The sequence below is a fragment of the Variovorax sp. LjRoot84 genome, from assembly GCF_964254305.1.
Classification (GTDB): domain Bacteria; phylum Pseudomonadota; class Gammaproteobacteria; order Burkholderiales; family Burkholderiaceae_C; genus Variovorax.
Genome location: NZ_CAXUTE020000001.1, coordinates 1,825,933 through 1,851,369, shown reverse-complemented (window position 1 = coordinate 1,851,369; position 25,437 = coordinate 1,825,933). Strand labels below are relative to the sequence as shown.

At 65.9% G+C, this 25,437-nt stretch carries 45 protein-coding genes and 1 tRNA gene; 19 read left to right on the top strand and 27 right to left on the bottom strand.

Annotated features, from left to right (window positions below; genetic code table 11):
* Positions 1-49 precede the first annotated feature (49 nt).
* Positions 50-126: transfer RNA gene (locus ACSQ9I_RS09570), tRNA-Met, on the bottom strand.
* Positions 127-307: 181 nt separating this feature from the next.
* Between ACSQ9I_RS09570 and ACSQ9I_RS09565 the strand changes: the two genes are divergently transcribed.
* Positions 308-598 carry a hypothetical protein gene (locus ACSQ9I_RS09565; RefSeq protein ID WP_436313001.1) on the top strand — a complete coding sequence of 97 codons (291 nt, stop codon included), beginning with the start codon at positions 308-310 and terminating at the stop codon, positions 596-598.
* Positions 599-921: 323 nt separating this feature from the next.
* On the opposite strand, the gene ACSQ9I_RS09560 is transcribed toward ACSQ9I_RS09565, so the two are convergent.
* From ACSQ9I_RS09560 to ACSQ9I_RS09440, 25 genes are read right to left on the bottom strand one after another with little or no spacing between them, the layout of a single operon-like run.
* Positions 922-1,257 carry a hypothetical protein gene (locus ACSQ9I_RS09560; protein ID WP_436313000.1) on the bottom strand — a complete coding sequence of 112 codons (336 nt, stop codon included), beginning with the start codon at positions 1,255-1,257 and terminating at the stop codon, positions 922-924.
* Positions 1,258-1,300: 43 nt separating this feature from the next.
* Entirely contained in the window at positions 1,301-2,059 is a 759-nt protein-coding gene (locus ACSQ9I_RS09555) for a hypothetical protein (RefSeq protein WP_436312999.1), read from the bottom strand.
* Between the two features lie 31 nt (positions 2,060-2,090).
* On the bottom strand, positions 2,091-2,300 hold the full coding sequence (locus ACSQ9I_RS09550; protein WP_436312998.1) for a hypothetical protein: 210 nt from the start codon (positions 2,298-2,300) through the stop codon (positions 2,091-2,093).
* On the bottom strand, positions 2,297-2,755 hold the full coding sequence (locus ACSQ9I_RS09545) for a hypothetical protein (RefSeq protein ID WP_436312997.1): 459 nt from the start codon (positions 2,753-2,755) through the stop codon (positions 2,297-2,299). The genes ACSQ9I_RS09550 and ACSQ9I_RS09545 overlap by 4 nt, the downstream gene beginning before the upstream one ends.
* Before the next feature lies 1 nt (position 2,756).
* On the bottom strand, positions 2,757-2,969 hold the full coding sequence (locus tag ACSQ9I_RS09540) for a hypothetical protein (protein ID WP_436312996.1): 213 nt from the start codon (positions 2,967-2,969) through the stop codon (positions 2,757-2,759).
* A 20-nt stretch (positions 2,970-2,989) separates the two neighbouring features.
* Positions 2,990-3,448, bottom strand: coding sequence for a hypothetical protein (locus ACSQ9I_RS09535; RefSeq protein ID WP_436312995.1), 459 nt, complete (start codon positions 3,446-3,448; stop codon positions 2,990-2,992).
* Positions 3,445-3,597 carry a hypothetical protein gene (locus tag ACSQ9I_RS09530; protein WP_436312994.1) on the bottom strand — a complete coding sequence of 51 codons (153 nt, stop codon included), beginning with the start codon at positions 3,595-3,597 and terminating at the stop codon, positions 3,445-3,447. The genes ACSQ9I_RS09535 and ACSQ9I_RS09530 overlap by 4 nt, the downstream gene beginning before the upstream one ends.
* Positions 3,594-3,812 (bottom strand): hypothetical protein, encoded by a 219-nt coding sequence (locus ACSQ9I_RS09525; protein ID WP_436312993.1) that lies wholly within the window; start codon positions 3,810-3,812, stop codon positions 3,594-3,596. Before ACSQ9I_RS09525 ends, ACSQ9I_RS09530 begins: the two co-directional genes overlap by 4 nt.
* On the bottom strand, positions 3,809-4,213 hold the full coding sequence (locus ACSQ9I_RS09520) for a hypothetical protein (RefSeq protein ID WP_436312992.1): 405 nt from the start codon (positions 4,211-4,213) through the stop codon (positions 3,809-3,811). The genes ACSQ9I_RS09525 and ACSQ9I_RS09520 overlap by 4 nt, the downstream gene beginning before the upstream one ends.
* On the bottom strand, positions 4,210-4,653 hold the full coding sequence (locus ACSQ9I_RS09515) for a hypothetical protein (protein WP_436312991.1): 444 nt from the start codon (positions 4,651-4,653) through the stop codon (positions 4,210-4,212). The genes ACSQ9I_RS09520 and ACSQ9I_RS09515 overlap by 4 nt, the downstream gene beginning before the upstream one ends.
* Positions 4,650-5,153: a DUF4406 domain-containing protein gene (locus ACSQ9I_RS09510; protein WP_436312990.1), complete on the bottom strand. Its 504-nt coding sequence runs from the start codon at positions 5,151-5,153 to the stop codon at positions 4,650-4,652. Before ACSQ9I_RS09510 ends, ACSQ9I_RS09515 begins: the two co-directional genes overlap by 4 nt.
* A complete protein-coding gene (locus tag ACSQ9I_RS09505; RefSeq protein ID WP_436312989.1) occupies positions 5,150-5,392 on the bottom strand; it encodes a hypothetical protein in 243 nt (80 codons plus the stop codon). Before ACSQ9I_RS09505 ends, ACSQ9I_RS09510 begins: the two co-directional genes overlap by 4 nt.
* Positions 5,392-5,871, bottom strand: coding sequence for a RusA family crossover junction endodeoxyribonuclease (locus tag ACSQ9I_RS09500; RefSeq protein ID WP_436312988.1), 480 nt, complete (start codon positions 5,869-5,871; stop codon positions 5,392-5,394). The genes ACSQ9I_RS09505 and ACSQ9I_RS09500 overlap by 1 nt, the downstream gene beginning before the upstream one ends.
* Positions 5,868-6,242, bottom strand: a complete 375-nt coding sequence (locus ACSQ9I_RS09495; protein ID WP_436312987.1) for a hypothetical protein — start codon at positions 6,240-6,242, stop codon at positions 5,868-5,870. Before ACSQ9I_RS09495 ends, ACSQ9I_RS09500 begins: the two co-directional genes overlap by 4 nt.
* A complete protein-coding gene (gene dnaB, locus ACSQ9I_RS09490; RefSeq protein ID WP_436312986.1) occupies positions 6,239-7,684 on the bottom strand; it encodes a replicative DNA helicase in 1,446 nt (481 codons plus the stop codon). The genes ACSQ9I_RS09495 and dnaB overlap by 4 nt, the downstream gene beginning before the upstream one ends.
* Positions 7,681-8,574, bottom strand: a complete 894-nt coding sequence (locus ACSQ9I_RS09485; RefSeq protein ID WP_436312985.1) for a hypothetical protein — start codon at positions 8,572-8,574, stop codon at positions 7,681-7,683. Before ACSQ9I_RS09485 ends, dnaB begins: the two co-directional genes overlap by 4 nt.
* Before the next feature lie 59 nt (positions 8,575-8,633).
* Entirely contained in the window at positions 8,634-9,269 is a 636-nt protein-coding gene (locus ACSQ9I_RS09480) for an HNH endonuclease (RefSeq protein ID WP_436312984.1), read from the bottom strand.
* On the bottom strand, positions 9,263-9,511 hold the full coding sequence (locus ACSQ9I_RS09475; RefSeq protein WP_436312983.1) for a hypothetical protein: 249 nt from the start codon (positions 9,509-9,511) through the stop codon (positions 9,263-9,265). The genes ACSQ9I_RS09480 and ACSQ9I_RS09475 overlap by 7 nt, the downstream gene beginning before the upstream one ends.
* Positions 9,508-10,743, bottom strand: coding sequence for a phosphoadenosine phosphosulfate reductase domain-containing protein (locus ACSQ9I_RS09470; RefSeq protein WP_436312982.1), 1,236 nt, complete (start codon positions 10,741-10,743; stop codon positions 9,508-9,510). The genes ACSQ9I_RS09475 and ACSQ9I_RS09470 overlap by 4 nt, the downstream gene beginning before the upstream one ends.
* On the bottom strand, positions 10,740-13,247 hold the full coding sequence (locus tag ACSQ9I_RS09465) for a DNA methyltransferase (protein WP_436312981.1): 2,508 nt from the start codon (positions 13,245-13,247) through the stop codon (positions 10,740-10,742). The genes ACSQ9I_RS09470 and ACSQ9I_RS09465 overlap by 4 nt, the downstream gene beginning before the upstream one ends.
* Complete coding sequence (locus ACSQ9I_RS09460; RefSeq protein WP_436312980.1) at positions 13,247-13,570, bottom strand: hypothetical protein; 324 nt, start codon at positions 13,568-13,570, stop codon at positions 13,247-13,249. Before ACSQ9I_RS09460 ends, ACSQ9I_RS09465 begins: the two co-directional genes overlap by 1 nt.
* The gene (locus ACSQ9I_RS09455; RefSeq protein WP_436312979.1) at positions 13,567-14,058 is read right to left on the bottom strand and encodes a transcriptional regulator; all 492 of its coding nucleotides are present in this window, start codon (positions 14,056-14,058) and stop codon (positions 13,567-13,569) included. The genes ACSQ9I_RS09460 and ACSQ9I_RS09455 overlap by 4 nt, the downstream gene beginning before the upstream one ends.
* Positions 14,059-14,061: 3 nt before the next feature.
* Positions 14,062-14,289: a hypothetical protein gene (locus ACSQ9I_RS09450; RefSeq protein WP_436312978.1), complete on the bottom strand. Its 228-nt coding sequence runs from the start codon at positions 14,287-14,289 to the stop codon at positions 14,062-14,064.
* A 3-nt stretch (positions 14,290-14,292) separates the two neighbouring features.
* Entirely contained in the window at positions 14,293-14,496 is a 204-nt protein-coding gene (locus ACSQ9I_RS09445) for a hypothetical protein (RefSeq protein ID WP_436312977.1), read from the bottom strand.
* Complete coding sequence (locus tag ACSQ9I_RS09440; RefSeq protein WP_436312976.1) at positions 14,497-14,745, bottom strand: hypothetical protein; 249 nt, start codon at positions 14,743-14,745, stop codon at positions 14,497-14,499.
* Between the two features lie 83 nt (positions 14,746-14,828).
* Here ACSQ9I_RS09440 and ACSQ9I_RS09435 point away from each other — a divergent pair, with 83 nt between their 5' ends.
* The 18 genes from ACSQ9I_RS09435 to ACSQ9I_RS09350 all read left to right on the top strand — a co-directional run bounded on the left by ACSQ9I_RS09435 (position 14,829) and on the right by ACSQ9I_RS09350 (position 25,128).
* Positions 14,829-15,431, top strand: coding sequence for a hypothetical protein (locus ACSQ9I_RS09435; protein ID WP_436312975.1), 603 nt, complete (start codon positions 14,829-14,831; stop codon positions 15,429-15,431).
* Between the two features lies 1 nt (position 15,432).
* Complete coding sequence (locus tag ACSQ9I_RS09430; RefSeq protein WP_436312974.1) at positions 15,433-15,684, top strand: hypothetical protein; 252 nt, start codon at positions 15,433-15,435, stop codon at positions 15,682-15,684.
* A 164-nt stretch (positions 15,685-15,848) separates the two neighbouring features.
* Positions 15,849-16,058 carry a hypothetical protein gene (locus tag ACSQ9I_RS09425; protein WP_436312973.1) on the top strand — a complete coding sequence of 70 codons (210 nt, stop codon included), beginning with the start codon at positions 15,849-15,851 and terminating at the stop codon, positions 16,056-16,058.
* A gap of 169 nt (positions 16,059-16,227) precedes the next feature.
* Complete coding sequence (locus ACSQ9I_RS09420) at positions 16,228-16,539, top strand: hypothetical protein (protein ID WP_436312972.1); 312 nt, start codon at positions 16,228-16,230, stop codon at positions 16,537-16,539.
* The gene (locus ACSQ9I_RS09415) at positions 16,539-16,814 is read left to right on the top strand and encodes a hypothetical protein (RefSeq protein ID WP_436312971.1); all 276 of its coding nucleotides are present in this window, start codon (positions 16,539-16,541) and stop codon (positions 16,812-16,814) included. Before ACSQ9I_RS09420 ends, ACSQ9I_RS09415 begins: the two co-directional genes overlap by 1 nt.
* A complete protein-coding gene (locus ACSQ9I_RS09410) occupies positions 16,811-17,014 on the top strand; it encodes a hypothetical protein (RefSeq protein ID WP_436312970.1) in 204 nt (67 codons plus the stop codon). The genes ACSQ9I_RS09415 and ACSQ9I_RS09410 overlap by 4 nt, the downstream gene beginning before the upstream one ends.
* Positions 17,011-17,433, top strand: coding sequence for a hypothetical protein (locus ACSQ9I_RS09405; RefSeq protein ID WP_436312969.1), 423 nt, complete (start codon positions 17,011-17,013; stop codon positions 17,431-17,433). Before ACSQ9I_RS09410 ends, ACSQ9I_RS09405 begins: the two co-directional genes overlap by 4 nt.
* Complete coding sequence (locus ACSQ9I_RS09400; protein WP_436312968.1) at positions 17,430-17,618, top strand: hypothetical protein; 189 nt, start codon at positions 17,430-17,432, stop codon at positions 17,616-17,618. Before ACSQ9I_RS09405 ends, ACSQ9I_RS09400 begins: the two co-directional genes overlap by 4 nt.
* On the top strand, positions 17,615-17,857 hold the full coding sequence (locus ACSQ9I_RS09395) for a hypothetical protein (protein ID WP_436312967.1): 243 nt from the start codon (positions 17,615-17,617) through the stop codon (positions 17,855-17,857). The genes ACSQ9I_RS09400 and ACSQ9I_RS09395 overlap by 4 nt, the downstream gene beginning before the upstream one ends.
* A 10-nt stretch (positions 17,858-17,867) precedes the next feature.
* Positions 17,868-18,131 (top strand): hypothetical protein, encoded by a 264-nt coding sequence (locus ACSQ9I_RS09390; protein WP_436312966.1) that lies wholly within the window; start codon positions 17,868-17,870, stop codon positions 18,129-18,131.
* 10 nt (positions 18,132-18,141) lie between these two features.
* Entirely contained in the window at positions 18,142-18,288 is a 147-nt protein-coding gene (locus ACSQ9I_RS09385; protein ID WP_436312965.1) for a hypothetical protein, read from the top strand.
* Positions 18,289-18,295: 7 nt separating this feature from the next.
* Entirely contained in the window at positions 18,296-19,414 is a 1,119-nt protein-coding gene (locus ACSQ9I_RS09380; protein ID WP_436312964.1) for a RecT family recombinase, read from the top strand.
* Positions 19,415-19,425: 11 nt separating this feature from the next.
* On the top strand, positions 19,426-21,363 hold the full coding sequence (locus ACSQ9I_RS09375; protein WP_436312963.1) for a Heme peroxidase: 1,938 nt from the start codon (positions 19,426-19,428) through the stop codon (positions 21,361-21,363).
* A 24-nt stretch (positions 21,364-21,387) separates the two neighbouring features.
* On the top strand, positions 21,388-21,672 hold the full coding sequence (locus tag ACSQ9I_RS09370) for a KTSC domain-containing protein (protein ID WP_436312962.1): 285 nt from the start codon (positions 21,388-21,390) through the stop codon (positions 21,670-21,672).
* A 108-nt stretch (positions 21,673-21,780) separates the two neighbouring features.
* Positions 21,781-22,545: a hypothetical protein gene (locus ACSQ9I_RS09365; RefSeq protein WP_436312961.1), complete on the top strand. Its 765-nt coding sequence runs from the start codon at positions 21,781-21,783 to the stop codon at positions 22,543-22,545.
* A 38-nt stretch (positions 22,546-22,583) separates the two neighbouring features.
* The gene (locus ACSQ9I_RS09360; RefSeq protein WP_436312960.1) at positions 22,584-23,276 is read left to right on the top strand and encodes a hypothetical protein; all 693 of its coding nucleotides are present in this window, start codon (positions 22,584-22,586) and stop codon (positions 23,274-23,276) included.
* Positions 23,277-23,278: 2 nt separating this feature from the next.
* Positions 23,279-23,446: a hypothetical protein gene (locus ACSQ9I_RS09355; protein ID WP_436312959.1), complete on the top strand. Its 168-nt coding sequence runs from the start codon at positions 23,279-23,281 to the stop codon at positions 23,444-23,446.
* Positions 23,443-25,128, top strand: a complete 1,686-nt coding sequence (locus ACSQ9I_RS09350; protein WP_436312958.1) for a DNA cytosine methyltransferase — start codon at positions 23,443-23,445, stop codon at positions 25,126-25,128. Before ACSQ9I_RS09355 ends, ACSQ9I_RS09350 begins: the two co-directional genes overlap by 4 nt.
* 2 nt (positions 25,129-25,130) lie before the next feature.
* On the opposite strand, the gene ACSQ9I_RS09345 is transcribed toward ACSQ9I_RS09350, so the two are convergent.
* Positions 25,131-25,430: a hypothetical protein gene (locus tag ACSQ9I_RS09345; protein WP_436312957.1), complete on the bottom strand. Its 300-nt coding sequence runs from the start codon at positions 25,428-25,430 to the stop codon at positions 25,131-25,133.
* Positions 25,431-25,437: the final 7 nt, after the last annotated feature.

The window sequence follows — 25,437 nt, the reverse complement described above, 5'->3', positions numbered from 1 at the left end:
CCGCCAGAGGGAGGAATGGCGGTGCCGCGGAGGGATAGCGCTGGGTTTCTGGTTGCGATGGTCGGCTTCGATCCGACGACTTCCGGGGTATGAACCCGGCGCTCTACCTGGCTGAGCTACACCGCTGAAGAGAAGCGCCCCAGCCGCAAGCGGCCAGGGCCAAAAGGTCCGAAGGGAGGGACCTTGGAGACAAGGCTTCTGATTTCGCGTTGGACCTTCTAATCAACGCGCCAATTCTTATTTGAATAGGCAGTTTGCTGTTCGAGCTTCTCAGGCCATCATGCTGGCTCAAACAAAGGAGCAAGCAATGGCAGACGAAAACAAGGTGCCGGTTAACTTCATCGACAACCCACATGCACCAGAGGTCTATTCCACCGGGCATGTCGGGCTTTGGATGAATCAAGGGAACCTCCACATCACGCTGGGCGCAGGCCGCATCGACCACAACAGCAGCCCGGGCCCGGTCAACGTTGTCGTGCTTGGCCGCGTCGTCCTCTCTGCCGATGCAGCCGGCAGGCTGGCCGATGGGATTCGCCAGATGCTGGCCAATCCCGAAGGGCCGCCACAAGTGCGCCCGCCAGATACGCCAGTCCACTGAAAACGATGCGCCACAGGACCTGGTCTATGACGTGCGGGCTTGGCAAAGAAACGGGGCGATGGTGCAGACAAGCGCCAGATCTGGCCTCGGCCCGGGTCACTCTGCACAGCTACCGGACGCCCAATGACTTCATCCCGTGCTTGACATCACGGTTAGCCCCCTGCGGGTGTGTATTCAGAGGCACGTGTCCATCGAAGGGCGAACGCGCTGTGTTCCAAGCGTGACGGTCGATGTAGGCTGGTGCCGTTGTACGAGGGTCGACAACCTGAGCAGGCAGTGAGGTCCCCGATGGGGCGGCGATTGTATGCAGGAGTTTCTGAACGTCAAGCAGCGGGCCGATCACCGCCGTGCGCCGAGCAGTAGCCGCCCGAGTAGGCTGCCCATGCCGCGGGAGATTGCAGCAGCACGCCCGGCACACGACCCTTGCACTGCTGTCCCGTTCGAGTCGTGGCGAGACAGCTTGGAAGACCACCAGCCTCTCGCCACGCCCACCACTGCGCGAACGTCACGCCGGTCAATGCCTCGATGACTGCCTCGGGCTCTTTGGCATAGCGAGCCGCCTGCTCGTCGGTCAGCGCGTGGCCACAGCCGGGGCCGCTGCCGGCGACGCCGAGCTCCAGCCAATGATCAATCTTCGGGAGGAGTTCGCGCGGCGTCATGTTTGCCTGGTGCTCGTTGCGGCGCCCATCGTACAGCGGGCCGTCACCTCCTCTGCGAGGTCTTGCTCGCCTCCTGCTGCTCGAGCACCCAGCGTTTCCGATCCCGGACCCTCGGCGCTTCCGAACCCAGCCCGCAGCGTCCCTCGTTCATGCTGCTCTCGATCTCCCCGACCAAGCGGCGCCCGTCATAGCCGTGCGGGATAACCACTTCACCGCGGCCTTCGCATTCGCCGCAGAGCCTGTTCGAGTGCCGGTTCGTGCCAGGCATCAGCTGGTACCTGCCGCCGCCGCAGACCGGGCACGTGTGATCGAGCCACCAGGCGATGGCGCTGGCCGCCTTGCCGTGCGCATGCTGGATGTTCTGCATGATCCCGAACTCGGCCAGCATGTCCCGCGCCTCGGGCAGCGTTTTTAGCCGCAGCAGCTGCAGGCCGAGCTCCTGCTTGAACCACTCGTCGGCCTGACGCCGCGCCGCGTTCTCGCGCCCGACCGCATCGCAATGGAAGTGGTCGCGCATGCCGCGCGCGCGCAGGCCCTGGTCGGTCAGCACCAGCGGGCCGCCGCGCAGGAACGTCTTCGCGAGAACGCCCTCTGCCGCCTTCGACAGGCGCCTTGGCTTCGCTGTGCTGTCCCATTCGGACTGCAGCCGCATCAGCGCCATGCCGAACCTCGCCCGATTCCAGCCGGCGGCGACGAGGACATCCGCCACGTTCGGCCGGTCGAGCTCCATCTTCAGCGTGCTGGTGTTCGTCGCGGTCATGTACCGCTCTTCGATGGTCGGGGGTAGGTTCTCTTCGCTCATGCAGTCTGGTCTCGATAGAGGTGGATCTTGTTCATCGGTCGAACTCACGCGCCGTCTTGATCGGACGCTCGAAGCGCCAGAAGTGCACGGGGTCCTTGCCGTGCGGCTCCCAGTTGAAAGCCAGCGCCAGGCCGCGCGCGTGGCGGGCATGCTGCACGACCTCGACGCGCTCCGTCGGCGGTACCGGGCACGGGCCGCCGTGCCATTCCTGCCAGTCGTACAGGCTTGCCGGAGCGTTCATTCGTCGCTCCAGAGGGGTAGGTCTTTCGGCCACGCATGCATGGCCAGGATCTGACGCCGCGTGTCGGCCGCCCACACCGGCTCAATCAGGCGGCGGGCGGCCTTCGAAAACAGCGCATGCTGGTCGAACTTCTCGTGGCAGCCCTGCACGTAGGTACCGGATGAATCGGGGTGCACAGTGCACAGTGGGAAGCTGTATCTGTCGTCGGTTTTGATGACGCCGCCCTTGCCGAGGTTTCCGTGGGCGCACTGGCTGTACTGCCAGATGCCGCAGTGCTTGCACGGCAACGCGGCCACCAGGCGGCGATAACCCTCGTGACGAATGACGCTCTCTTTCGGGACGGTCGTGAAGGCCTCGCCGATACGAGCGGCGACGCCCGCGCGCTCTACACGGCGCAGCGGCGGCGCCGGCGGCGGCACGTAGAGGTGGCGCTTGAAGCCAGAGCGGCGGAGCACGTCAGGCGCCCCGGCTCAGCTCGTCGATCGACACGGCCGTCGCGTGCGCGGCGTCGCTGTCGCGCGTGCGCACGCCGCCGGGCAGCACCCAGCCCTCCTGATGATGGATGCCACTGGTGTCGGTGGCTTCCTTCGCCCACAACACGCGGCCGTTACCGACCTTGATGTTGCGCGGATGATCGAATGAAGCGAAGGCGAATCGCTCTTCTTGCATGGTGGATTCCTCAGGTTGGTTCATTGCTCTTCGTCCTGTTCGGTGAACTCGACGCCCAGGTCGACGGTGGCGAAGGCCTGGACCTGCGTTACGAACTCCTGGAACTCGTCGTCGTTCAACTCTTCGGTACTGCGCCGGCGCTCGCGCACCTTCACCTCGCCCGTGCTCTTGACCGTGTATTCCTCGAACGTCGGCTCGATGAAGAGCTGGGCGAAGAATTCCTTCCAGACCTTCGGGACGTAGCGGACGCGGCAGCCGGTAATCGGATCGCGCAACCAGACCTGCTCGGAGATATCGCGCAGCACCGGGCCGTGGAAGAGCTTGCGCAGCTGGTGCCGGTAATAGAGGGTGACGGTCTCCCAGCGGATACGGCCGCGCGCACCCTTCGCCGTGTGGGGCTTGATTTCCTGTTGGTACAGGTGGTTCAGGATCTCGTTCGCCTGGCGGGGGCTGGCGACGATGTAGCTGCGACTGGTCACGGCAGCACCTTCGAGATCCGGAAGTTCAGCCCGCCGAGCGGCACGACTTGGCCGACACGCACGAGTAGCGGCGCCGCGCGCTGACCCTCGATCGCCACGATCAGGGGTTTCCAGTTGCCTCGGCCAATGGGGCGGAGGACGAGCATCACGCGCGAGCCCTCCGCCGGCGCGAACACCACTGCCACGGGAGCACGCGGCCGGTGACCTCAGCTTCGCGCGGCAGCACCAGACAGGTGAGCGTTCTTCCGCGCACGCCGATCACCTGGTACCGGCGGCCGGTCGACTCGATGCGGAGCTCGTCACCGAACTCCGGCACATCGCCGAAAGCGACGCGCAGCTTCACCTGGGACCATGCGGGCTTCACCGAGCGCTCCTCGGCAGCATCGCGCCAGGGTCTAGCGGATACAGCAGATCAACGCTCTCTGGCGAGCGGATGCCGCACTGCGACGGATGCGGGTCGTGCACCAGCTTCCCATCGCGCCAGATGGTCGCGTGCTGTAAGCCGCGCTCCGACTCGCCGCATACGATGAACCAGCCCTCGAACTCACCGATCAGTTTCGGATCAGCCCACTGCAGGGTCATGACGCCGAAGCCGCGCGGGCGCAGCCACTCGCGGACTGCTGACCACCACGCCGCTGCGTCGTCGCGTCCGGCTGTGACGTAGAAATTCGGCACATCGGTGATATCCAACTCGAAGAGCGATGCGAGGCACGCGCTGAAGCAGTTGCCGAGTTCGCCGAAGGCGTCTTGCATGACTGGCTTCATGGAGCGGGCTCCATCGTCAGCGTGTCGATTCCGTTGCCGCAATTCAAGTCGAGATGGCACGCGATCTCCACCGCCTCCGCCGCCGTCTTGCCGCAGTGCATCGCGGCCATCGCGAAATCGCGTCCGCTGCCGATGGCCCACATCCTGTTCTCCAGAACGAGCGGGTGCGGCGTGTTCTCAAACTGCAGCACCCGCCCGGTTGGCTCGATGACCAGCAGGCTTACGCAATCCTTTGCGTCGCGCTGGGAGGCGGGCAACTTTCCAGCGTCGCGCCCTTTGGCGAACCACTCCACCATCTCGGCAATCTGGGCGGTGGTGCCGGCGCCTCCGAGCAGACAGCCGTTCACGCGGTGAATCTTGGTGGTTGTGGCGTGCAGACCTCCGAATCCAGTGCGCTTGTCTGCAGCGAGCGTCTTTCCGTCCCAGGCAATGACCGTCACAGCGCCACCTCCAACGTCGGCGAGTACTTGCCATGGCCCACGGGCGCCACATAGCCGTGGCGCTGGAGGGTCTTCAGAAACTGGCGTGCGCCGGCCGGGCTGGCGCCGACATGGAAGCCGATGGTCTTCAGCGGTGGCGGCTTACCGTGGTCGCCGATGTACTGGCGCATGAAGTCCAGCACCCTCGCCTGCTTCACCGTCACCTTCAGGATCCAGGGGTTCAGTACCTCCAGGCCCAGGGACCTGGCGACGTAGGCCTCCAGCGAAGCACCGCGCGAGTTCTGCCAGCCCGGCAGGAGGTAGATCGCATCGCACTGTGTCAAGACGGCGAGGTCCTTGCGCATGCACGCAGCCCATCCCATGGTGGGATCGGGATTGATCTCGGCCGGGTTGTCGACCTGGTGGCCCAAGCCGCGCAGCATCGCGGCCGCAGCGTGGAAAGCGGGAAAGTTCAGCTCTGGCAGTCCGGTCATCGGGCCCGCGATGTAGACGCGGCTCACAGCTCGACTCCAATCGAAGCCGGCGGCATCGTGGCGCCCATGATTGAAAGCATGACCAGGCCGCCGGCATTGAGCAGCGCGAGCTCGGCGGCGTCCGGCCGCCAGAACGAGACCACGCAGGGCATGCCACCCTGGGTCGCGTCCGTGATGGCCAGCGCGCCGCACGGCAGATCGCCCTGGTCCCAGCCCGCGGCCGCGCCGAGCACGCGATTGTTGGAAGGGTGTTGTGTCGGTCTCATCAGAAGGGCAACCCCGCGTTTTCTTCATCGAGCTGGAAGAGCTCTTCTTCGTCGATCAGCGAGGGCTGGTCTGTTCCCTGCGCCGGCCACACCTCAAGCTCGACGCGGGGCCGAGCGCGATCGATGCCGTGGAAGATGTGCTTCTCGCGCACCTGCCGGTCGTTGACGTAGACGCCGCGCTGCACCAGGTCACGCCGCTTGGTCTCGCCGATCTTGGTGGTCTTGTATCGGTCCTGGAGCACGTCGAGGATGAGCGACTCGTCAAGGTCAGGCCGCTCGGACGCGTAGAAGATCCGCATGGTCACAGCCACCGGGCCCTTCATCTGGACGCGCGCGATCGGCGGGATCTGGCGCAGGGCGTCGCGCTCGTAGTCGCGCGCCTTCTTGCTCTTGATAGAGCTCGGCCGGCCGCCGATCGTCACGATCTCGCGGCTGTTCGCCTTGCTGGCCGGCTCGCCGAGGATGGTGAAGGCGATCAAGACTGCGCCTCCTGCAGCTGAGCCCGCGCCCGCGCGAACTGGTCGGCCTGCAAGTCGACGCTGCGCGGCGTGCGGCGGCTCGCCCAGTCGATCGCGTCGTCGCCGGGCGCCCGGATCGGCAGCAGGTGCCTGTCGTAGAAGCCATAGAGACGGCCGCGGGGAATGCCCTCGGAAGAGCCGCGCACCCACTCAACGAGTGGCCGACCGTCATCGGGGATCATCTTCAGAGGCCGACTCGCCTCCTCGAACTCCCATGCATCGGCGCCGCCGAAAGGGATACGGCGTGTCACGCGCACCTGCGCGCCGATGTTGCATTCGCAGCCCGGCACTTCACCGACCACCACGCAGATATCGTTCGGTTTGCAGTTCACAGGTCACTCCCGCTGGTCTTGCCGCTGCGCGCCACGCGCACCTGGCTGATGGGGACGGGCGTGCCTTCAGGCCAGTCCATGAAATGGGTGTTCTCGCCGACGTACATCAGGTCGAGGTAGCCCGGCTCGCCGTCGCGCGACTTGGCGACAGAGGCCTTGGCGTAGTACTTCCACTCGTCGCCGAGATCCGGCTTCGCCTTGATCGGCCGGTGCACGAAGATCACGATGTCCGCGTCCTGCTCGATCGAGCCTGAGTCGCGCAGGTCGGCCAGGATCGGCATCTGGTCCGGCCGCTCTTCAACCTTGCGGTTGACCTGGGCCAGCAGCAGGATCGGGCAGGCCAACTCCTTCGCCAGCGACTTGAGGCCCTTGGTCACCTCCTCGAGCTGGTACACGCGCGGCATCTTCGGGTCGGTGCCATCCATCAGGCCAAGGTAGTCGACGATCAGGCAGCCGAGCTTCCCGTGCTTCCGCCGCAGGCCGCGGGCGCGCGCGCGAAGCTGGTTGATGCTCACGCCGCTGCGGTCGCTCACCTGGAAGTTGATCTGGCGCAGGGTCTCGACCGCCTTGGTGATGGACGGCCAGTCGTAGTCCTTGAGACGCTCGGGGCGCTTGATACGGCTGAGGTGGATGCGCGACACCAACGACATCGCGCGATTCATCACCTGCGCCTTCGGCATCTCCATCGAGAACATGCCAACGACCAGGCCTTGCTCGAGCGCGACGTTCACCCCTATCGATAGAGCAAGCGCGGTCTTGCCCATGCTCGGCCGGGCGCCGACGACGATTAACTCTCCAGGCCGCATGCCGCCGTCCAGGCGCTCATCCAAGTCCTTCATGCCGGTCGGGATGAAGTCGGGCTTCGAAGTGCCCTCAGCCGCGTCGGTGATGCGGTCGAGCAACTCGACCATCCCGGTATCCATGCCCTCCCACTCGTCGGCAGCCGCATCCGGGCTGATCGCCATCACCTTCTGCATCGCCGCGTCGAGCACAGCGTCGACACCCTTCCCCTCGGTGTTGAATGCGTTGGTGGCGATCTCGTCGGCGACCGAGATCAGCCTCCGCAGGATCGACCGCTCGCGCACGATCTCGGCGTAGCGGCGGAGGTTTCCAGGGCTCGGCGTGTACTGCGCGAGCTGGTTCAGGTAGACCATCCCGCCCATCTCGGTGTCCTTGCCCATCCGCTGCAGCTGGGCGAACACGGTGACGACGTCGGCGGGCTTCGATGCGTTGGCCAGGGTGCCGATCGCCGCGTAGATCAGCTTGTGCTCGTGGCGGTAGAAGTCGCCGTCGACCAGCAGGTCGCCGACGCGGTCCCATGCAGCGGCGTCGAGCAGCAGCGCCCCCAGCACGCTGGACTCGGCCTCGATGGAGTGCGGCGGTACGCGCAGCTGCGCGACGTCCGAGCCGTCGAAGAAATGTTCATCAGCACGGGCGTTCATGCGGGCTCCTGCGTTTCTTCGATGACCTTCTTCATGCCACGGCTCGAAAGCAGGTATTCGATGCTGCAGCGCCAGTTCGGGTGATCCGGAGAGCGCGTGCCGCGGCCCATGATGAAGTCGTTGTTGCGAGCTCGCGTGAAGTAGTCGCGTACCCACGCAAGTGCTTCGTCGGGATTCGTGGCGCGCGCGGTGCCGTCAGGGCGCTTGGTGGTGAGCACCCAGTCCCAGAAGTCGCGCAGTGCTTGATCGCGCTCCTTGTCCATAACCCGAACTCCAGGCAGTTCGGGCAGGACCTCGTGGTAGAGGGCGACGAGCGACTGCATCCAGGTCGGCAGCTCGTCTGCTGACGAAGGAGCTTTAGCTCCCTTCCTTTTTCTCTGTCCCTGTCCCTGTCTCTCTCCCTGTCTCTTGGAGCCGCTGTCCTTGGGCTTGTCCCCTAGCAAGTCGGCGCTGTCCCCAGGGACAAATAGTTGTTGTCCCTGGGGACGTCCCGCATCAATCCAAGCGTCGAACTCAAGACAAGGGATGGAAGTCCCGTGCCGCTGGTTGTGCTTCTTGATGCGTGCCGACTCGCTTTTCCAGCGTTGTTCCAGCTTTGATTTCCATGCGTCGCGGGCCTTTTCAGCCACCACCGGGTGGTAGTAGCGACCGTCCGAGCAGAGGACCCATCCGCGGAGGGCTCCAGGCCTGACGGCCGCCCACTCTTTGGCAATCTTCCCGCGCTGCGCATAGCCGGCCTGCTTCGCGATCCAGTTGTCGTTGTCCGGAATCGACGCAGCAGGCACCTGATGCCATGAGGCCGCCCAGATCAAGACCGCTGCCCAGCACGCCTCCGGAGATTCGTCTGACGCCAGATCGGAATCGCGCAGGCGGGCGACGTCGAGAGGCATGAACGCGAAGTCCTGCAGATCGCACTCTGCAGGGGTCAGCGGCGGAAGCGCACTGTCGGTCACAGATCGAACCCTGTCTTTCTAGCCGGCGCGTCCGGACGGTTCTTGAGGTCTTCTGTGAACGTCCAACCCGCTGCTTCGACCGTCCATCGATCGCGACTCTGCAGGGCTTCCAGCATCCTGAGCAGCCCATCCATCGTGCAGTGCTGTTCAAGGATGTTGGCGATCTGCCCAGCTACATAGGAGCCAGGGTCGCCGACGCCTCGTTCGGTAGTCATCCCAAGTGCGCAGAAACCCGCAACCACGCTTGCTGCTGCGTCGCGGTTCTGGCGGCCGACGCTGGGGACGAACGATGCGGCGAGCAGAAGCGGATCCTGCGATTCGTGCTCCAAGGTATGGCACGACTCGCACAACACCTCCAGCTGGCCCGTCTCGTACTCCCAAGGCTCGCGGCCTTTGAAATACTGGCGATGGTGCACGTGCAGGGTGCTCGATTCGTCGCTGCAGGCGGCGCATCGCCAGTCCGCAGCCTGCAATGCTTCCAACCGCAGCTTCTGCCACCGCGGATCCTTGAGCTTCTCGAAATAGGTCTTCGACACATGCATCTCCGAAATGCCCGGCAAAAAGGACATCGGCAGAGCGGGCCGGAAGACCGCCTTTTCGGGAGCTACCCTAGCCGCGCCTGAAATCAACATGCCACTCTCCGGGCCTCCGCCTGCATGGCGGACATCTGGCCAGCCAGGGCGAAGTAGTTGCCGCCCTCCTCTTCCAACTGTTCGAGCTGGGCGAAGCGTGCGGCGATCAGGGCGTTCATCTCGCAGAGGTGGCGCGCGGCCCCATCGCGATCGCCCAGAGCCATGCAGAGTTCGACGCGCTTGCCCTGGGCGACGATCTCGAGCGATCGGATCTCGGCGACCAGCTTCTGGATCTTGTTCACGACGATTCCTCCGCGCTGAACAGCAGGGGCTGCACGGCGCCGTTCTGATAGACCGTCTCCATCACGGTGTCGGCTGTCGGCTCGTCGCCGTCCCAGCCCTGCGGCCAGGTCTCCAGGGCGATCAGTTCGCGGATCCGGGCCTCTTCTTCGACGTTGATGAGGCTGATTTCCGGACGGGCCAGGGAGCGCGCCGAGGCGTTGATGTCGCTCTGGATGGCCAGGATGCGATCCAGGCCCATGAGGCGAGCCTCGAAGGTGAGCGGGCCCATGCGCTGGGGGTTCTTGGCGATGCTGCCGTCCTGCAGGCGCTCGAGCCCTGCCTTCTTCAGGCGGTGCTGGGGCTCGCGCAGCTCGCGCCACAACGGCCGGATGCCGCGGAGCGGCTCCAGGTACTGCCAGCGGTCCACCTTCAAGATGGTGTTGAGGGCAGTGTCCTCCTGCGCAAGCGGGCAGCCGATGCAGCCGGTGCGCGCATTGATCTCCTCGGCCTCATCGCCTCCGTAGGCGTCGGCGATCGCCGACGTGCTCCAGTCGCCGTACTCCGGCAGCGGCGCCCAGTGCTTGAGCCATTCCCAGACGTGGCAGACGCGCCAGTGCAGCAGCGGCGCCAGAGTGGCGATGCGCCCGCGCAGGCCCTTTGCGTTGGGAAGCACCTGCTGGTACCAGCCCTGACCGCACTCGGCGCCGTCCTTGCCGCAGGACATCTCGATGCGCGCGTCGCGGATGGCGCTCTCGCCCTGCCGCACGCCGGTGATCATGAGGACGTTGCCTTCGAAGTCGGCAAGCCGCGCCTCGATGGCGTCCTGCATTGGATCGATCTTGATCTGCCTCGTGCACCAGCGCAGCGTGTTGTTGTTCGGCGGCGGCACGCCGCGCCCGAGGATGTAGACCATGAAGCGCTTGTCCATCGGTGCCATCACGATCTCGACGCGGATGCCGCGCTCGCGCAGCTCGTCGATGATCAACATGGCCGCATGCCACAGCGGAGTCAGCTCCTGGCGCGTATCCGCCAGGAACACGGTGATGGAGCGCGGGCGCTGCACCTTCCCGGTCTCGACCAACCACAGCACTACGGTGAGAGTCGCCGTGGAATCCTTGCCGCCGCTCCAGGCAAAGGCGATGTCCGGGTGATCCGGCAGGTAGGCCTGCAGCGACTGGATCGTGAGATCGATGCTCTCGGTCATCTGCAGGCGCTGCCCGCCGTCGAAGAAGGTCGACTGGTGGGCTTTCACGCTGCGAGCTCCTCGAGGTCGAAGAGGCTAGGCATGCTGGCGTCACGCTCGGCGGCCTTCAGGTAATGCACCTGGTCGAGAAAGTACGCGGCGTTGAGCTCGGATCCGCCACCGGTCCTTCCTGCCTTGATAGCCCGCACCGGGACCGTTCCGAGACCGCAGAACGGGTCATAGACCCGCTCGCCCTTCATGCTGTAGCGCTCGATCAGCCGATCGACGATGTCGAACTGCAGCGGGCAGACGTGCTGCTCGACCGCCCGGCGCGACTGGTCGCCGTTCAGGGTCAGCATGCGGTTGACGTCGTGCCAGACCTCGGAGTGGTGGCTGCCCGGCGCGAGGCTCATGAAGGTGCTCGGCAGCGCCTGGCGCGCGAGCAGTTCCTCGCCGATCTTTACGTGGAACTCGAAGTCGTAGAGGTTGGCCAGGCTGTGCTCGGTGAAGAGCTTCGCCAGCTTGGCAGGACCGTAGCTGGCCATCTCCTCGGCTGTCAGCAGGCGGTTGCCGCTGGAGCGCCAGAACGCGTGCGCATCGACCTGCCAGCGCGCGAGGCTGTATTCCGCCTTCGACTTCACCACCGGCTGGTCGGCGTAGCCGCGCGAGCGATCGGTCTGGGGCTTGTGGAACAGCAGGATGTACTCGGGAGACCCGACGCCCATCTTCGTGCCGTCCTTGCACATTTCGGTGTAGCCGAGGCGGTACGTCTGGTTGTTCTCCCGGACCACGTCGGTCACCACCGTGATCATCCCCAGGTAGTCGAAGCCGTGCTTCAGGCCGTGGAAGAGCGCCTCGGCATGGAACGGGCTGACCGTGGGCACGCCTGCGCCGGTGACGTTGCCGAAGTTGATGCGGTCCTTGGTGTGGCAGCAGTAGATGCGGCCAGGCTTCAGGATCCTCAGCAGCTCGGGCGTCAGGAAGTCCATCTGTGCCCAGAACTCGCGGTTGTCCTTCGTGTGGCCGAAGTCGTTGAAGCTCGGCGTGTATTCGTAGTGGTTGGCGAAGGGGATGCTGGTGACGATCAGGTCGACGGAGTTCTCGGGCTGCAGCCTCGCCTCCTCCACGCAGTCGTTCTGCGCCACGGTGAAAAGGTCACCCTTCACCTCGACGCGCTGCACGCCGATCGTCCTGGCCAGCGTCTCCTGCATGGCGAGCTGGCTCAGGCCGTACTTGCGAATGATCTCGGTCATCTTCTTTCCCATTTCCTCGTGCTGGGCCCACTTCACCTGCAGAGTGCGCAGCACCTCCCGCTCGGCTTCCGTATGGACGATGTCGATGCGCACGCGGTGCTGCTGCTGGAAGCGCTGCACGCGGTGGATCGCCTGAATGAAGTCGTTGAACTTGAAGCCGACGCCTGCGAAGACTTCGCGGTGGCAGTGCCGTTGAAAATTGCAGCCGGACCCCGCGATAACGGGCTTTGTGGAAAGGACCCGGTAGGCGCCGTCGCTGAAGTTGACGATGCGCTGCTCGCGTTCGTCCAGGTCCTGGCTGCCCCAGACGCTGACCGCCTCGGGGATCGCCTGCTGGATAGCGTGGCGCTCATCCTCGAGGTCGTGCCAGACGATGAAGTGGTCGTCCGGATCCGCAGTCACCAGCTCCTGCACCTTGGCGACGCGGGCCGGCATACTGCCGCGCTTCTCGCTGGCCGCCGCCGAAAGGCCCATGGCCACGTCCGGGATCAGTAGGCCCTGCCCGTTCTTCTCGGCGCCGGCCGCGGCATAGTCGCTCGGCACCTCGTGGTAGTGCACGTCGAGGTCCGGCAGGTCGTATCCGTCATCGGAATGGCCGAGGTCGCTCGGGCGCTGGATGAAGACCGCCCAGCTCGCAACCCACAACCAGAATTCCTGCTCCTTGTGCGGGTAGAGCGTGAGGTTCCCCGCCTTCTCGCTGTCGCGCTGGAAGAAGCGAGTCAGGGCTTGGCCGGTGTCCATGACACCCAGGTAGCCGGCATAGTGGATCAGCTCCTTGAACCGGTTCGGGCTCGGCGTGGCCGTGTTGACCAGCTTGAACTCGACGGGCTCGAAGGCCGGCAGGAACTCCTGATAGGTCTTGCTGCCGTAGCTGCGCAGCACGCTCGCCTCGTCGAGGTTCGACGCCCGGAACTTGCTGACGTCGATCTTCCCCTCGCGCACGGATTCGTAGTTGGTCAGGTAGATCGTCCGCTCGTCGTGGATCTCGCTGTCGCTCCTGATGAAGCGCACGTCGATCGCGTAGTCGCCGCGGAAGTGCTCGGCGGCTTGGCCGATGAACTCGTGGCGCACTCCCAGCGGGCAGACGTTCAGCCGCAGGCCCGGCCGGTGAATGCCGATCAGCCGAAACCACTCCAGCGCCGTCACGGTCTTGTGCAGGCCGAAGCTGGCGAAGACCGCCCGATTCCCGCCCTTGACGGCCCACTGCACGATGTCGCGCGTATGCGGCTTCAGTGCCGGGTTGATCTCGTCGAGCGACACGTCGAAGCCCTTGAACTTGGCCAGCCGGATCTTCTGCCGCAGGAAGTCGGTGTAGTCCACTACCGCCCTCCCCGACGCAGCGCATCGCGCTTGTCAGCCGACCGCTGGCCAGCCTCAGCACCCTCCACCGGCGCGCTGTATTTGCGCCGCGCGCTCAGGATCGCGTCGGACTTCTTGCTGATCCCGTGGATCGTGGAGAAGTCGGTGCCGCGGGCCCGTGCGTTCTCCACCTTGCGGGTGCTGGCGCTGCGCAGGACCGCCGACCGCTGCAGGGGCGCCCAGTCGATCGGCACTCCGGAGAAGCCCAGCACGAAGCCGTTGTCGATGCTGCGCTTGCTGCCGTCGGCCCAGCGCCTGGGATTTTTCGGATGGACCAAACTCATGCCGCGGACCTCACGTGGAAGGTCTCCATCAGCACGCTCAGCTTGAGCTCGGCCTCCGCGGCGCGCTTCTCCGCGGCCTCGGCGCGCCGCTCGGCCTCGGTCTTCACCAGCACGAGGGTGCAGTGCACCTGGTATGCGCACCACTCGGGATAGATGCGGTTGTTCACCGCGTAGCAGAACTTCGCCCAGTCGTCCGCCTGGAGGGTGGCCAAGCCCTTCTTCATCTTGGAGAAGGTGCCGGCGTCGATGCCGACGAACTCATAGATCTGCTGATCGGCGAGGCCGGACGAACTGCACGCGAGCGTGAAAGCCGCGCCGGCAGTGGCCTGCTTGCGGATCAGTTCGAGCGGCACTTCGTTCGGCGCGGGCTGCCTGAACAGATCAAGTTCCCTCTGTGCTTCAGCCTGACTCAATTCTTTTGATTTCACTTGGCTATCCCCTTTGGACCCAAAAAAAAGACCATCGGTCTCATGTTCAAAACGCTCCACGAACTAGCCATCGAGGCTTTCGGCCACCTGCTGGCGGCGCACGCGGTCGCTCCAGTCGGCGACGAAGGTGAAAGCCGTGAGGGCCTGGAAGAAGCCGAAGGCAGAGCACACGGCCATCCCGGCCCAGCCGAGCTCGCCGGTGCGAACGAGATAGACCGCGCCGTACACGCAGACCAGGAACAGCGCGGCGGCGAGCCGGGCTTCCCAGTTGTGTGTTGGCGCGCGGCGCATGGATCAGCTCCAGACGCCGAGCGCAGCGCCGGCTGGCACGCGCATGGGCTGGGCGACGCCCGGCAGGCACGACTGGCCGCAGGCGCGATTGACGCAGCGGAACTGGATCGGTCCTGGATAGCGCGTGACGTTGCGAAGATCGCGGCCGCACTCGGTGCAGGTGTGCTCAGGGTTGGCGCGGACAATGCCGCCGGCCGGGGTGAGCATCTAGGCCGCCTTGGCTTCGTCCGGAATTCCGCGGCGCGTGAGGTCTTGCTTCATCGCGCGGTCCGTCAGCGGCATGTCCTGCAGCGTCAGGCCGGGACACAGCGCCACGAGGCAGTCAGCCAGGCCGAGTTCGACCTGCTTGCCCGCGTAGACGACTTGGTTGAGCGTCCCCCGCGTGGTGCCGGCCTTCACGGCCAGCGCCTCGCGCTCGGGGACGGTGAGGTTGAGGTAGTGGTCCTTGAAGGTCATCGCCTAACAATACCTGAAGGTACTGATTAATGCAATACCCTCAGGTCAATTTACCCGCAGGTAGTCGCTTGGGACAATGGTTCATGAGCAACTACGAGCGCTGGCAGCAGCTCCTTTTGAAGATCCGGGACCTGCGCTGCGCGGGGAATGCGACCGAGCTGGCGCGCCGAATTCGGAAGGACGCGAGTTACGTACACCGCCTTTTCTGGGAGGAAGGCAGGAAAGGTGCGAAGGGCATCGGCCCGGAGATCCAGCAGGTGTGCAATGAGGCGTTCGCCCTGCCCCGTGGCTTCTGGGACATGCAGCCGGAGGAGGCTTTTGCCGACGAGATCGCGGCCCAGGCCAAGACGTCAAGCTCCGCGTCGGCGAGCCTGACGACCGCGCCCGCGCCGGCAGCTCGCAGGGCCAACGTGAACGAGGCGATGAGGGTCTTGTTCGATGCGCTCGGGACGCTGGAGGGCTTTGCCCTTTCCCAAGCGCAGAACGCCGTTCGGTATGCACTCGACAATCCGCTCGAATGGCAGGCGGCCGCCACCACAGTCGAGCGGCTGCTCGCTCCCTCAGCCCCCGCTTCAACCAGCGGCCAGACGGCGGCTGCAAGGCTGCGAAATCAGTTCCCGAAGCGGGATGCCCATTCGCCGCTACCAGCGGCGGACGGCACGGACGAGGCAAAGAAAGGGTCGTGACGTGCCCTACCAGCTCGTTCCCGACAACATCAGCCACGACGTGGTCGAGGCCCTGCAGACGCTACTGGACCTGGCCAGAGAGGGCGAAGTCACCGGCATCGCCTTCGCCGTCACCCTGAAGCGGCAGCGCTACATCACGAACCTCGCCGGCCACTGCCACACGAACCCCACCTTTGCCCGCGGCATGGTGATGTCGCTCTCTGACGAGATCGCGCACCTGGTGCACGGGCGTGATCCATTGGAGACCAGATGACCCGTCGACTGAAAAGACCCCTCCGATTGAAATTGCTGTCCTGGAGTACCGCGTCGCTCGCCGCGCTTCCGCTGGTCTGCGCCGCCACTGAGCCGCTACGCGCGGAACAGGTCGCGCGGATCCGACCTGGAACCCCTTATGTGGCCTGCCTTACGGAGCAAGCCTTGGACAAGTTCATCGGTCACGCTGTCCTGGGAGAGAGTACGAAGGCCAACGCGATGATGCCGAACACCTGTGCCCCGCTGGTGGGCGGGAAGCCGGCAAAGCTGCTCTCAGTGAAGGCGGGGAAGGTTGAGTTTGTCCCCGTCGGCTCCACGCTGGCAGAAGGCTACTGGGCCCCTTCCGAAGCATTCGAGCCAACGGCCTCTAAGTAGCACCTCGTTCAAACATCGCTGCCCGCCGCGCGCGGGCTTTTTTTCGTCCGCGAGGTAATGGTTTTCCCGGCGCCATAAAAAAGATTACCCATGGGTATTGACTCGCATCAATACCTGCGGGTACATTTCTCTCATGCCCTGCAATCCCGCGGCGGCACCGGAGAGAAACATGATCAACCGCAGCAAGCAAGCCTGGACCGTGGGCTCGACCGTCAAGGTCGGCTTCATGTCCCTGGTGGTCGTGGCCGCAGTGGCAACGCCCGGTGACTTCGCTCCCGACGCCTACGTGCTGTCGAGCCCGAAGTGCTTTTATCGCTTCGTGCCGCACAAGGGACTGGTGAAGATGACGGCGGCCGAGGCCGCTGAGCTGGTCGCCGAGGGCAAGCGCATCGCTGCGCAGCAAGCCGCTGCCGCGATCTCCAAGGCCTCGACCGAGTCGGCGCACGCCGCGGTGGTCGCCAAGCTCATGGCGGTGGCGTGATGCACACCGCAACGATCTCCGCTGACATCCGCGCCGGCATGGTGGCTTGGGCCATCGTCGGCGCCGCCTTCCAGGACGCCGACCCGCGCTGCGAGGAATGCTCGCACTGCAGCGTCGAAGTCGAGCAGGTGCCCTATGGCGAGGCGTACATGCCGATGACCAGCAGCGAATGCACCCTCGGCCAGCGCGCGAGCGATCGGCCCGAGCAGTGCCCCGCCTACCTCGAACACGTTCGGCAGATGGCTGAAGAAGCTGCAGAGGCGGAACTGTCGTGAACGCCGCCACCTACCACGTGACCACGCCGGCGCAGCTGCAGCGGCACCGCGAGCAGAAGGCCGCCGAGCGCGAGGCCCTTGTGCGCACGATCGAGCGCTCCAGATGGATCGCCCAGTCGATGGGCGTGAAGCTCCAGCAGGATGAGGTGACCGAGGCCCGGATTGCGGCTCAAGACTCTCTGTTCGGGGTGCTGGCATGAGCCACATCACGCACGAGTTCCCGCGCGCCTACGAAGCCGCGACGAAGGTCGATCCGCTAATCCTGGCTCAGGCGCTTGACCACATCGCGCGCACCGCCGCGCGCAGCCGCAGCCAGACGCGGCGCCTGCGCTGGATCGAGCAGCGAGCCCTGATCGCCCTGCGCGGCGACGAGTTCCGCGACATCGACGTCGACCTGCCGAAGAGCGCCGGGCCCGACACGCACGAGAAGCTGCAGCGGCGCATGGCTTACCACATCGCGATCAAGCACGAGGTGCTGTCCGCGCTGCAGGCCCTGCACGCAAACATGCTGGCGCAGGACCTCGAGGGCGAAGCCCAGCGCCCGACAGAAGACGAATACCACCAGTGCATGCGCGACGCGGCGGCCGCGATCGCCAACGCGCAAGGCGGTGCCGCATGAGCGCGCCGGCCCTGAAGCGCTTCACCTTCCTGGTCTCGTTTCGCAACGGCGAGACGCGGACGGAGACGTACACCGATACGGATGCCAAGAGCGCGCGCGAGCTGTGCTGGAAGCTCTTGCCGGCCAAGGACCAGGACCGCAGCCCGACGATCAAGCTGCTGACCAATTCGGAGGCTGCGTCGTGAGCGCGCTGGCCCACCCCGACCTGTTCGAGCGCGAGGCGTTCATACCCGCGAACGGCCTGGTGCGCACTCCGCGCACGCCCAGGGGCGGCGGGATCCTCATCGGCTCGCGCTGGCAGCCCGGCCCGCGCCCGCTGCCCGCTGACGCGACGCTGATCCAGTCGGCCCTGCTCGAGCCGCGCACCTCGCGCCCCCTGCCAGTTCTTCAACGCATCGCCGGCGCCGTGTGGCGCTGGTGCTGAAAGGCATCGCATGGACCACGAGCACACCGGCTACCACGGCCCCATCGTCATCGACAAGCAGACGCGCGTCGTGCGCGCCGGCCGTCCCGCTAAGGACAGCCCTCGCGCTCGCCCTGGCACCTGCAGATCGCCGGCGATCCCAAAGGTCAAGGCCGCGAGCGTCTGGACCGAAGTCCTCGAGTTCTACCTGCCGTTCGTGCTTCTGATGCTGGTGCTGCTTGGCGCCATGGCCATCTGGCTCTTCGGCTGGCCGTCGATCCCTTCACTTTCCTGAAAGGCACGCCATGACGCCCGACGAATTCCCCTGCTCGTCCGCCGAGGACCGCGACTTCCTGGAAGCCGCTGCGCTGCTGTCCGCAGGTGCGATCGGTCTCGCCTTCTTCGGCATGGACCTCGCCCTCTTTCTCAACTCCCTCTTCATCAACTTCTGAGACGTCCATGAACGCCGCCACCCAACCTGAATCCACCGCTCTGGCCGTCGCACCGGACCAGCAGTTCGATCTGACGCAGCTCGATGCGGCGTCGCTGATCCTGGGCCCGTCGTGGGACCGCATCCAGGCCTTCGGAAAGATGATGGCCCGCGGCTCCGTCACGATCCCGAGGCACCTGCAGGGCAACGAGGCGGACTGCACCGCCGTCGCCTTGCAGGCGTTCGGCTGGCGCATGAACCCCTACGCGGTGGCGCAGAAGACCCACATCTCGCAGAGCGGCGCTCTCGGGTACGAGGCGCAGCTGGTCAACGCCGTCATCCAGGGTAGCGGCGCGCTGCAAACCGACCCCGACTACGAGTACGTCGGCGACTGGAGCAAGGTGCTCGGCAAGGTCGAGGAGCGCAAGTCCGACAAGGGCGGCAAGTACTACGTCGCGACCTATACGAAGGCCGACGAAGACGGTCTCGGCGTCATCGTGCGGGCGCAGCTGCGCGGCGAAAGCAAGATGCGCGAACTCACCGTAATGATGTCGCAGGCCTATCCACGGTTCTCGACCCAGTGGGCCACCGATCCGAAGCAGCAGATCTCTTACCTCGCGCTGCGCAAGTTCGTGCGCCTGCACAAGCCGGGCGTGATCCTCGGCGTCTACACCAACGACGAGATGGAAGCCCCGGGCGAGAAGTTCATGGGCTCGGCCGAGGTCGTCAGCACGCCGGCGCCGCCGCCGCCAGCTCCGCCTCCTCCCGCAGCATGGCCGGATGACAAGCTCGCGCAGCGCTTCCCCAAGTACCAGGAGTGGCTCGCCGCGGGCAAGACGCACGACGAGATCATCGCCTTCGCCGAGACGAAGGGCACGCTGAGCGAGGCGCAAAAGAAGAAGATCCGCGCCCTCAAGGCACCGGCCGGCGCGAAGGCGGACGCCGCCAAGGTCGACCCCACCACCGGCGAAGTCACCGACGCGGTGCCGAAGGTCACCTACGCCCAGGTCGCCGACAAGCTCCACGCCGCGCAGGACCGCGCTCAGCTCGCAGCGGCCGCCGAACTCATCGCGCAGGTCGCCGACGAGCAGCAGCGCGCCGAGCTCACCACCATCCACGCCCGTCGCGACGACGAGCTGCCGTTCTGAGGGCCAGCATCATGGACAAGCACTACGACCTCCCCGGCTCTCCGGCCTGGCACGCGCGCCGCGCGCGCTGCTTCAACGCCGGCGACGCGCCGGCCATGCTCAACTGCTCGCCGCTCAAGACCCGCACGGAACTGCTCCACGAGATCCATACCGGCATTGCTCGAGAGTTCAGCGACTACGTCCAGGAGCGCGTCATCGACCCCGGCCACGTAGTCGAAGCGAAGGCCCGCCCGATCGCCGAGGAAATCCTCGACGAGGAGCTGCAGGTGATTGCCGGCTCGCTGCCCGTCGACGGCCTTTCGCGGCCCCTCGGCGCGTCCCTGGACGGCACCACGTTCATGGAAGACGGCAACTGGGAATGCAAATCCCTCAACGAGGAACTGCGCGCCGCCCTGCCGCATGCCGGCCGCGACAGCCACGAGCGCAACGACGGCAAGGCGCTCCCGAAGGACAAGCGGGTGCAGATGGAGCAGCAGATGCTGGTGAACGGCGCGAAGCGCACGCTGTTCACCGCGGCGCGGCTCGACGAGAACGGGGAGATTGCGGAAGAACGCCACGCCTGGTACTACCCCGACGCCGCGCTGCGTGCCGAGATCATCCCGGGCTGGCGCCAGTTCGATGCGGACCTCGCCACGTATGTGGCACCGCCGGCCGCTGCGCCCGCAGTCGTGGGCCGCACACCGGAGACGCTGCCGGCGCTTCGAATCGAGGTCACAGGCGAGGTGACGGACAGCAACCTGGAGCAGTACCGCGAGCACGCGCTGGCCGTCTTCGCAGGCATCAATCGCGACCTCAAGACGGACCAGGACTTCGCCAATGCAGCGAAGACCGTGCAGTGGTGCGGCGACGTCGAGTCGCGATTGAAGGCCGCCAAGGAACATGCGCTGAGCCAAACCGAGAGCATCGACAAGCTCTTCAAGACCATCGACGCGATCACCGATGAGGCGAGGGCTACCCGCCTCGAGCTCAACAAGCTGGTCGAGGCCCGGAAGATCGCGCGGAAGGGCGAGATCGTTGCCGGCGGCGTCAAGGGACTGGCCGACCACATCGCGGCGCTGAACACCAGGCTCGGCAAGCCCTACATGCCAGCGATTCCCGCTGACTTCGGCGGCGCAGTCAAAAGTCTGCGCACGTTCGAGAGCATGCAGAACGCCGTCGACAGTGCGCTGGCCACCGCAAAGATTGCAGCCAGCGCCGCGGCCGACCGCATTCAGACGAACCTAACCACCCTGCGCGAGCTGGCGTTAGCGCACGTGATGCTGTTCCCGGACACCGCGCAGATCGTGCTCAAGGCGCCGGACGACCTCACCACGCTGGTGAAGGCGCGCATCGCCGAGCACACCGAGAAGGAACGGCTCAAGGAAGAGCAGCAGCGCGAGCGCATCCGCAACGAAGAGCGCGAGCGACTCGAGCGTGAGCAGCGCAAAGCCCAGGAGGCAGAGGATGCCCTGGTCGCCAGCTTCCAGGCCAACGCGAACCGCATTGAGTTCGACAGCGTGCCGTACATCCAGAAGGCCATCGCCGCCTTCGAGTCCGGCGCCAAAGACTTCGACAACGATCCACGCCCCCGCGTGGTCGCCGCCCTCACTGCAGCACGGGAGCAGATGAGCGCAAGGCTGGAGGCGGCAAAGGCGCGCGAGCAAGCCGCGGCTCCCGCGCCAGCACCGGCTGCCGCAGCTCCGCAGCCCATCGCGGCTGCGCCAGCGCCGACCGTCATCGCCATGCAACCGCGCGCCGCCGCTGTGCCCACCAGCAAGCCCACGCTGAGCCTCGGCCAGATCAAGGAGCGGATCGCGCCGATCCAGATCACCGCCGACGGCCTGGCCACCTTGGGCTTCAACGGCCTGAAGGATCGCGGCTCCGTGCTGTTCCACGAGTCCGAGTACCCGCACATCCTGGCCGCGCTCGTCGCGCACGTCCAGGCCATCCAGGCCAAGCAGGCCGCCTGACCCTTCCAACTCCAAAGGACGACCATGAAGAAGACCTTCACCGAGCCGCAGGGCTACACCGACGTCGAGTACGTCGCCATTCCCATGACGCCCGTCGAGTCGCATCAGGTCGCGGCCGTCGGCTACGACGCTGCCACGCAGACGCTGGCCGTCACCTTCACCCGTGGCGCGGGCGCGATCTATCACTACCCGAACGTGCAGCCGCAGGTGCACGCCGCCTTCATGGCGGCCGAGTCGAAGGGCAAGTACTTCGGCGAGCACATCAAGCAGCTTCCCTTCCTGAAATTCCGGGCGCCCGTCGCCGCCTGACCAAGTTCGGGCCGGCGAGGGCAAGCGGAAGTTATTCAGCCGCGCGCCTGGCGTTCGTAGTAGTCGCCCCGGCTCACCCCTTCTCTCTCAACCTTTGAAAAGTACCTCATGAAACGTTCGATCCTTGTCCTCTCGCTCCTCTCGGCCTTCGCTCTGTCTGCACACGCCACCCCGCCGGGCAATAACGGCGGGGGGAATGGCGGCTGCGGGGTCGGCCAGCAGACCAACGGCTGCGGCGGCCAAGGCGGTGCCGGCGGGAACGGTGGCGCAGGCGGCTCGGCTACCGCGGCCGCACAGGCCAATGCAGCAGCCATCGCGGCCCAGGCCCAGCGCCAGGCGCAGCGGCAGTCGCAGGCGCTGACCAGCACGAACACCAACACGCTGAACGGCGCGCCGGTGACCGTGAGCGTCGGCGTGACGGTGCCGACCGCGCAGGCGACGGACGGCGACAAGCTCGCGCTCAGCACGGTCACCGAGAAGGCCGAACCCGTGATCGTGCCGGAGTACCGCGATGTCCGGCCGGTAAGCTCGGCCTACGCACCGAACATCAATCCGACCAGCCCTTGCGCCCTGACCGTCAGCGGCGGCGTTCAGGCCCGGGACTTCGGCTTCAGCTTCGGCGGCACGCCGATCGCCGACTTCTGCGAGAAGTTGGAGATCGCCCGCTCTGCCTACAACGAGGGCGAGGCCGAGGTCGCCAAGGAAGTGAAGTGCGGCATCCCCGCCTATCGCGCGGCGCGCCTGCGCGTGAAGAAGCCATGCGCCGAAGACGCCGCCAAGGCAGAGGCCAAGCGCGCTGAGTCGATCTTGAACGGCGAGCCCGTAGCGCCGCGCCAGGTCACCGCAGCCGCATCGCTCGACCTGCTGCCCTGAGCTCACGTTCCGCACCCCACTCCACTCCAGAGGCGCCCATGTCTTTCCAACTCGAAGAAGTCACCCAGATCCTGGTCACCAACGCCAACCCGCGCCGCGAGCTGCACGGTGAAGAGCGCGTGCGGGCCATCGACATTGCGTTCTCGGTCAAGGGCGAGAACACCCTGCTCGACCTGATCGAGCCGGGCCTGCGCGAGCACCACTACTTCAACAAAGCGCTGAAGGATGGCCAGGAGGCGCTACCTGGCGTGATCATCCCGCTCCCGAATCTGCGCTACCCGAAGCTGCCGCAGGCGTACAGCTATGCCAAGGGCGAGAAGTACCGCGGCTATCGCTTCATCTGGGACTGGGGCACCGACGGCGCGCACGTCGACTTCACGGACGTGGTGCTGGCCAACCTGCACTACGAGCTCCACGAGGGCGGCAGCGTCACCATCATGGGGACCATCCAATACAACGGCGAAGAGCTGCAGGACAACGACGTCTACGGCGAGCTCTCGGGCCTGGCGTCCGAGGGCGAGATCTACGCCAAGCTCCTTGCGCCGGCCGAGCTGATCCCCGTGAAGAAGGGCTACCGCGCCGGCAAGCCGGACACGCCGCCGGCCGATCAACCTCCGGGTGATGGGAGCGGCGGCGAGCCGGATGCCGGCGACATCTTCGCAGCGCAGCACGGCAAGAGTGGCGGCAGCGACGACGACACCGACGACCAGCCGCAGGACGACGCGAAGTGATCATGAGCAAGGACAAGGTCCGCGCCGCGCTTGCGCGCGCCGAACAGCTCGGCGCCACAGACATCGAGCAGGCGTGCGCTGCGGCCGCGCAGGCCCTGGCCATCCCGGTCGAGGTGGTGCGCGAGGTCGCGCTCGAGCTGGCCGGCCAGGACACGACGGGCGCAGCATGATCTCACCGCAGTTCGTTCTCAACCTCGCCGCGAAGCTGGTGATCGTGCTGTTCGCCGGCTCCGGCGGCAGCTGCACCGGCATCGAGCAGGCGATCGGCCGGCACGTGGACATTGCCGTCAACCACAACGACGACGCAGTCTCGTGCCATGCGATCAATCACCCGCAGACGCGGCACTACCGCGAAGACGTGCGCCGGCTCAGCCCGCGCGAGCTAACCGGCGGACGGCCGGCCGGCTACTTCCACGCGAGCCCGGACTGCACACACTTCAGCCAGGCGCTCGGCGGTCAGCCGCGCGACACCGAGATCCGCTCGCTGTCCTGGGTCGTCGTGCGCTGGGGCGGTCAGGCGCAGCCCGACGTCATCACGCTGGAGAACGTCGAGCAGATCCGGAAGTGGGGCCCGCTGATCGCGAAGCGCGACAAGGCGACCGGCCGCGTGGTCAAGGTCGATGGCACCGTGGCAGTGCCCGGCGAGTACGTGCTGCGTCGCCTGCAGCACCTGGTGCCGGACCCGAAGCGCCAGGGCAAGACCTGGGAACGCTTCCTTGCGATCCTGCGCAGCCAGGGCTACGTGATCGAGCACCGGCTGCTGAAGGCCGCGGACTATGGCGTACCGACCACGCGAACGCGCCTGTTCATGGTCGCACGCCGCGACGGCCTGCCGATCCAATGGCCGGAGCCGACGCACGCGCGGAAGCCTGCCAAGGGCAAGCAGAAGTGGCGCTCAGCCGCTGAATGCATCGACTTCACGCTGCCGACGCGCAGCATCTTCGATCGGCCGAAGCCGCTGGCGGATGCGACCTGCCGCCGCGTGGCTCATGGCATGAAGAAGTTCGTGCTGGACAGCGGGGACCCGTTCATCGTGCCGATCGCCAACTGGTCGCGAGAATCGGTCGACTCGGTGCACGACCCGATCCGCACGATCACGGCGTGGCCGCGCGGAGGATCGCTGTCGGTGGTCACGCCCCTGCTCGTCCAGACCGGCTACGGCGAACGCGCTGGCCAAGCGCCGCGCGCGCTGGACATCGAGCAGCCGCTCGGCACCGCGGTTGCTGGCGCGGCGAAGCATGCACTCGTGACTGCGTTCGTCGAGCAGGCGAACGGCTTCGGCAACGCTCTGCCGGCGCACAGCCTCGACGGTCCGCTGTCCACGATCATGACGAAGGGCGCGAACCAGCGCCTCGTGACGGCCCACCTGGCGCACCTGCGTGGGAATTGCGACGCGCGGCCGCTAGATGAACCGCTGCGCACCGTCAGCGCAGGCGGCCAGCATCACGGTCTGGTCGAGTACCACCTCGCGCCCGAGGCCGAAGCCGGCGCACTGCGCTGCGCGGCATTCCTGATCCGCTACTACGGCGAGGGCGGCCAGTGGGGCGATCTGCGCGAGCCGATGCACACCATCACGACGAAGGACCGGCTGGCGCTGGTCACCGTATGGATCCGGGGTGAACCTTGGGTAGTGGTCGACATCTGCCTGCGCATGCTGGTGCCGCGCGAGTTGGCCAACGCCACTGGCTTCCCCCGCCAGTACGTCATCGACCGCGGCCACGACGGTCGCATGTTCACCAAGACCAAGCAGGTGGCAATGATCGGCAACGCCGTGCCGCCTGGGCTGCAGCGCGCAGTCACCGCCGCGAACTACAGCGACCTGTGGGATGAACCGCAACGGAGGGCCGCGTGATGTCAGAACCGTGGAAAGTCTTCGATCGGCCGCTTCGGGTCATCGGTTACGACTGTCTCAATGCCGCCTCCCGCCTTCCCTTCCACAACCCGAAGTTTCGGGCCCGAGGTTCCGTTTGCCATGCGGGTTTCGACCAGGTCATCTGCCATCAACTTGTCGACCAGGTCCAGTACCGGCGTCTCCACAGGCTCGTGCACCCATCGGGGCTGGGGCGTGTCGTTATCTGCCGTTCCCATGAGGACATGCGATACATCGCCGTGCTTGTTGAAACGCACCGCCGTGACCATCGGAATCTGCGCCATCTGGATC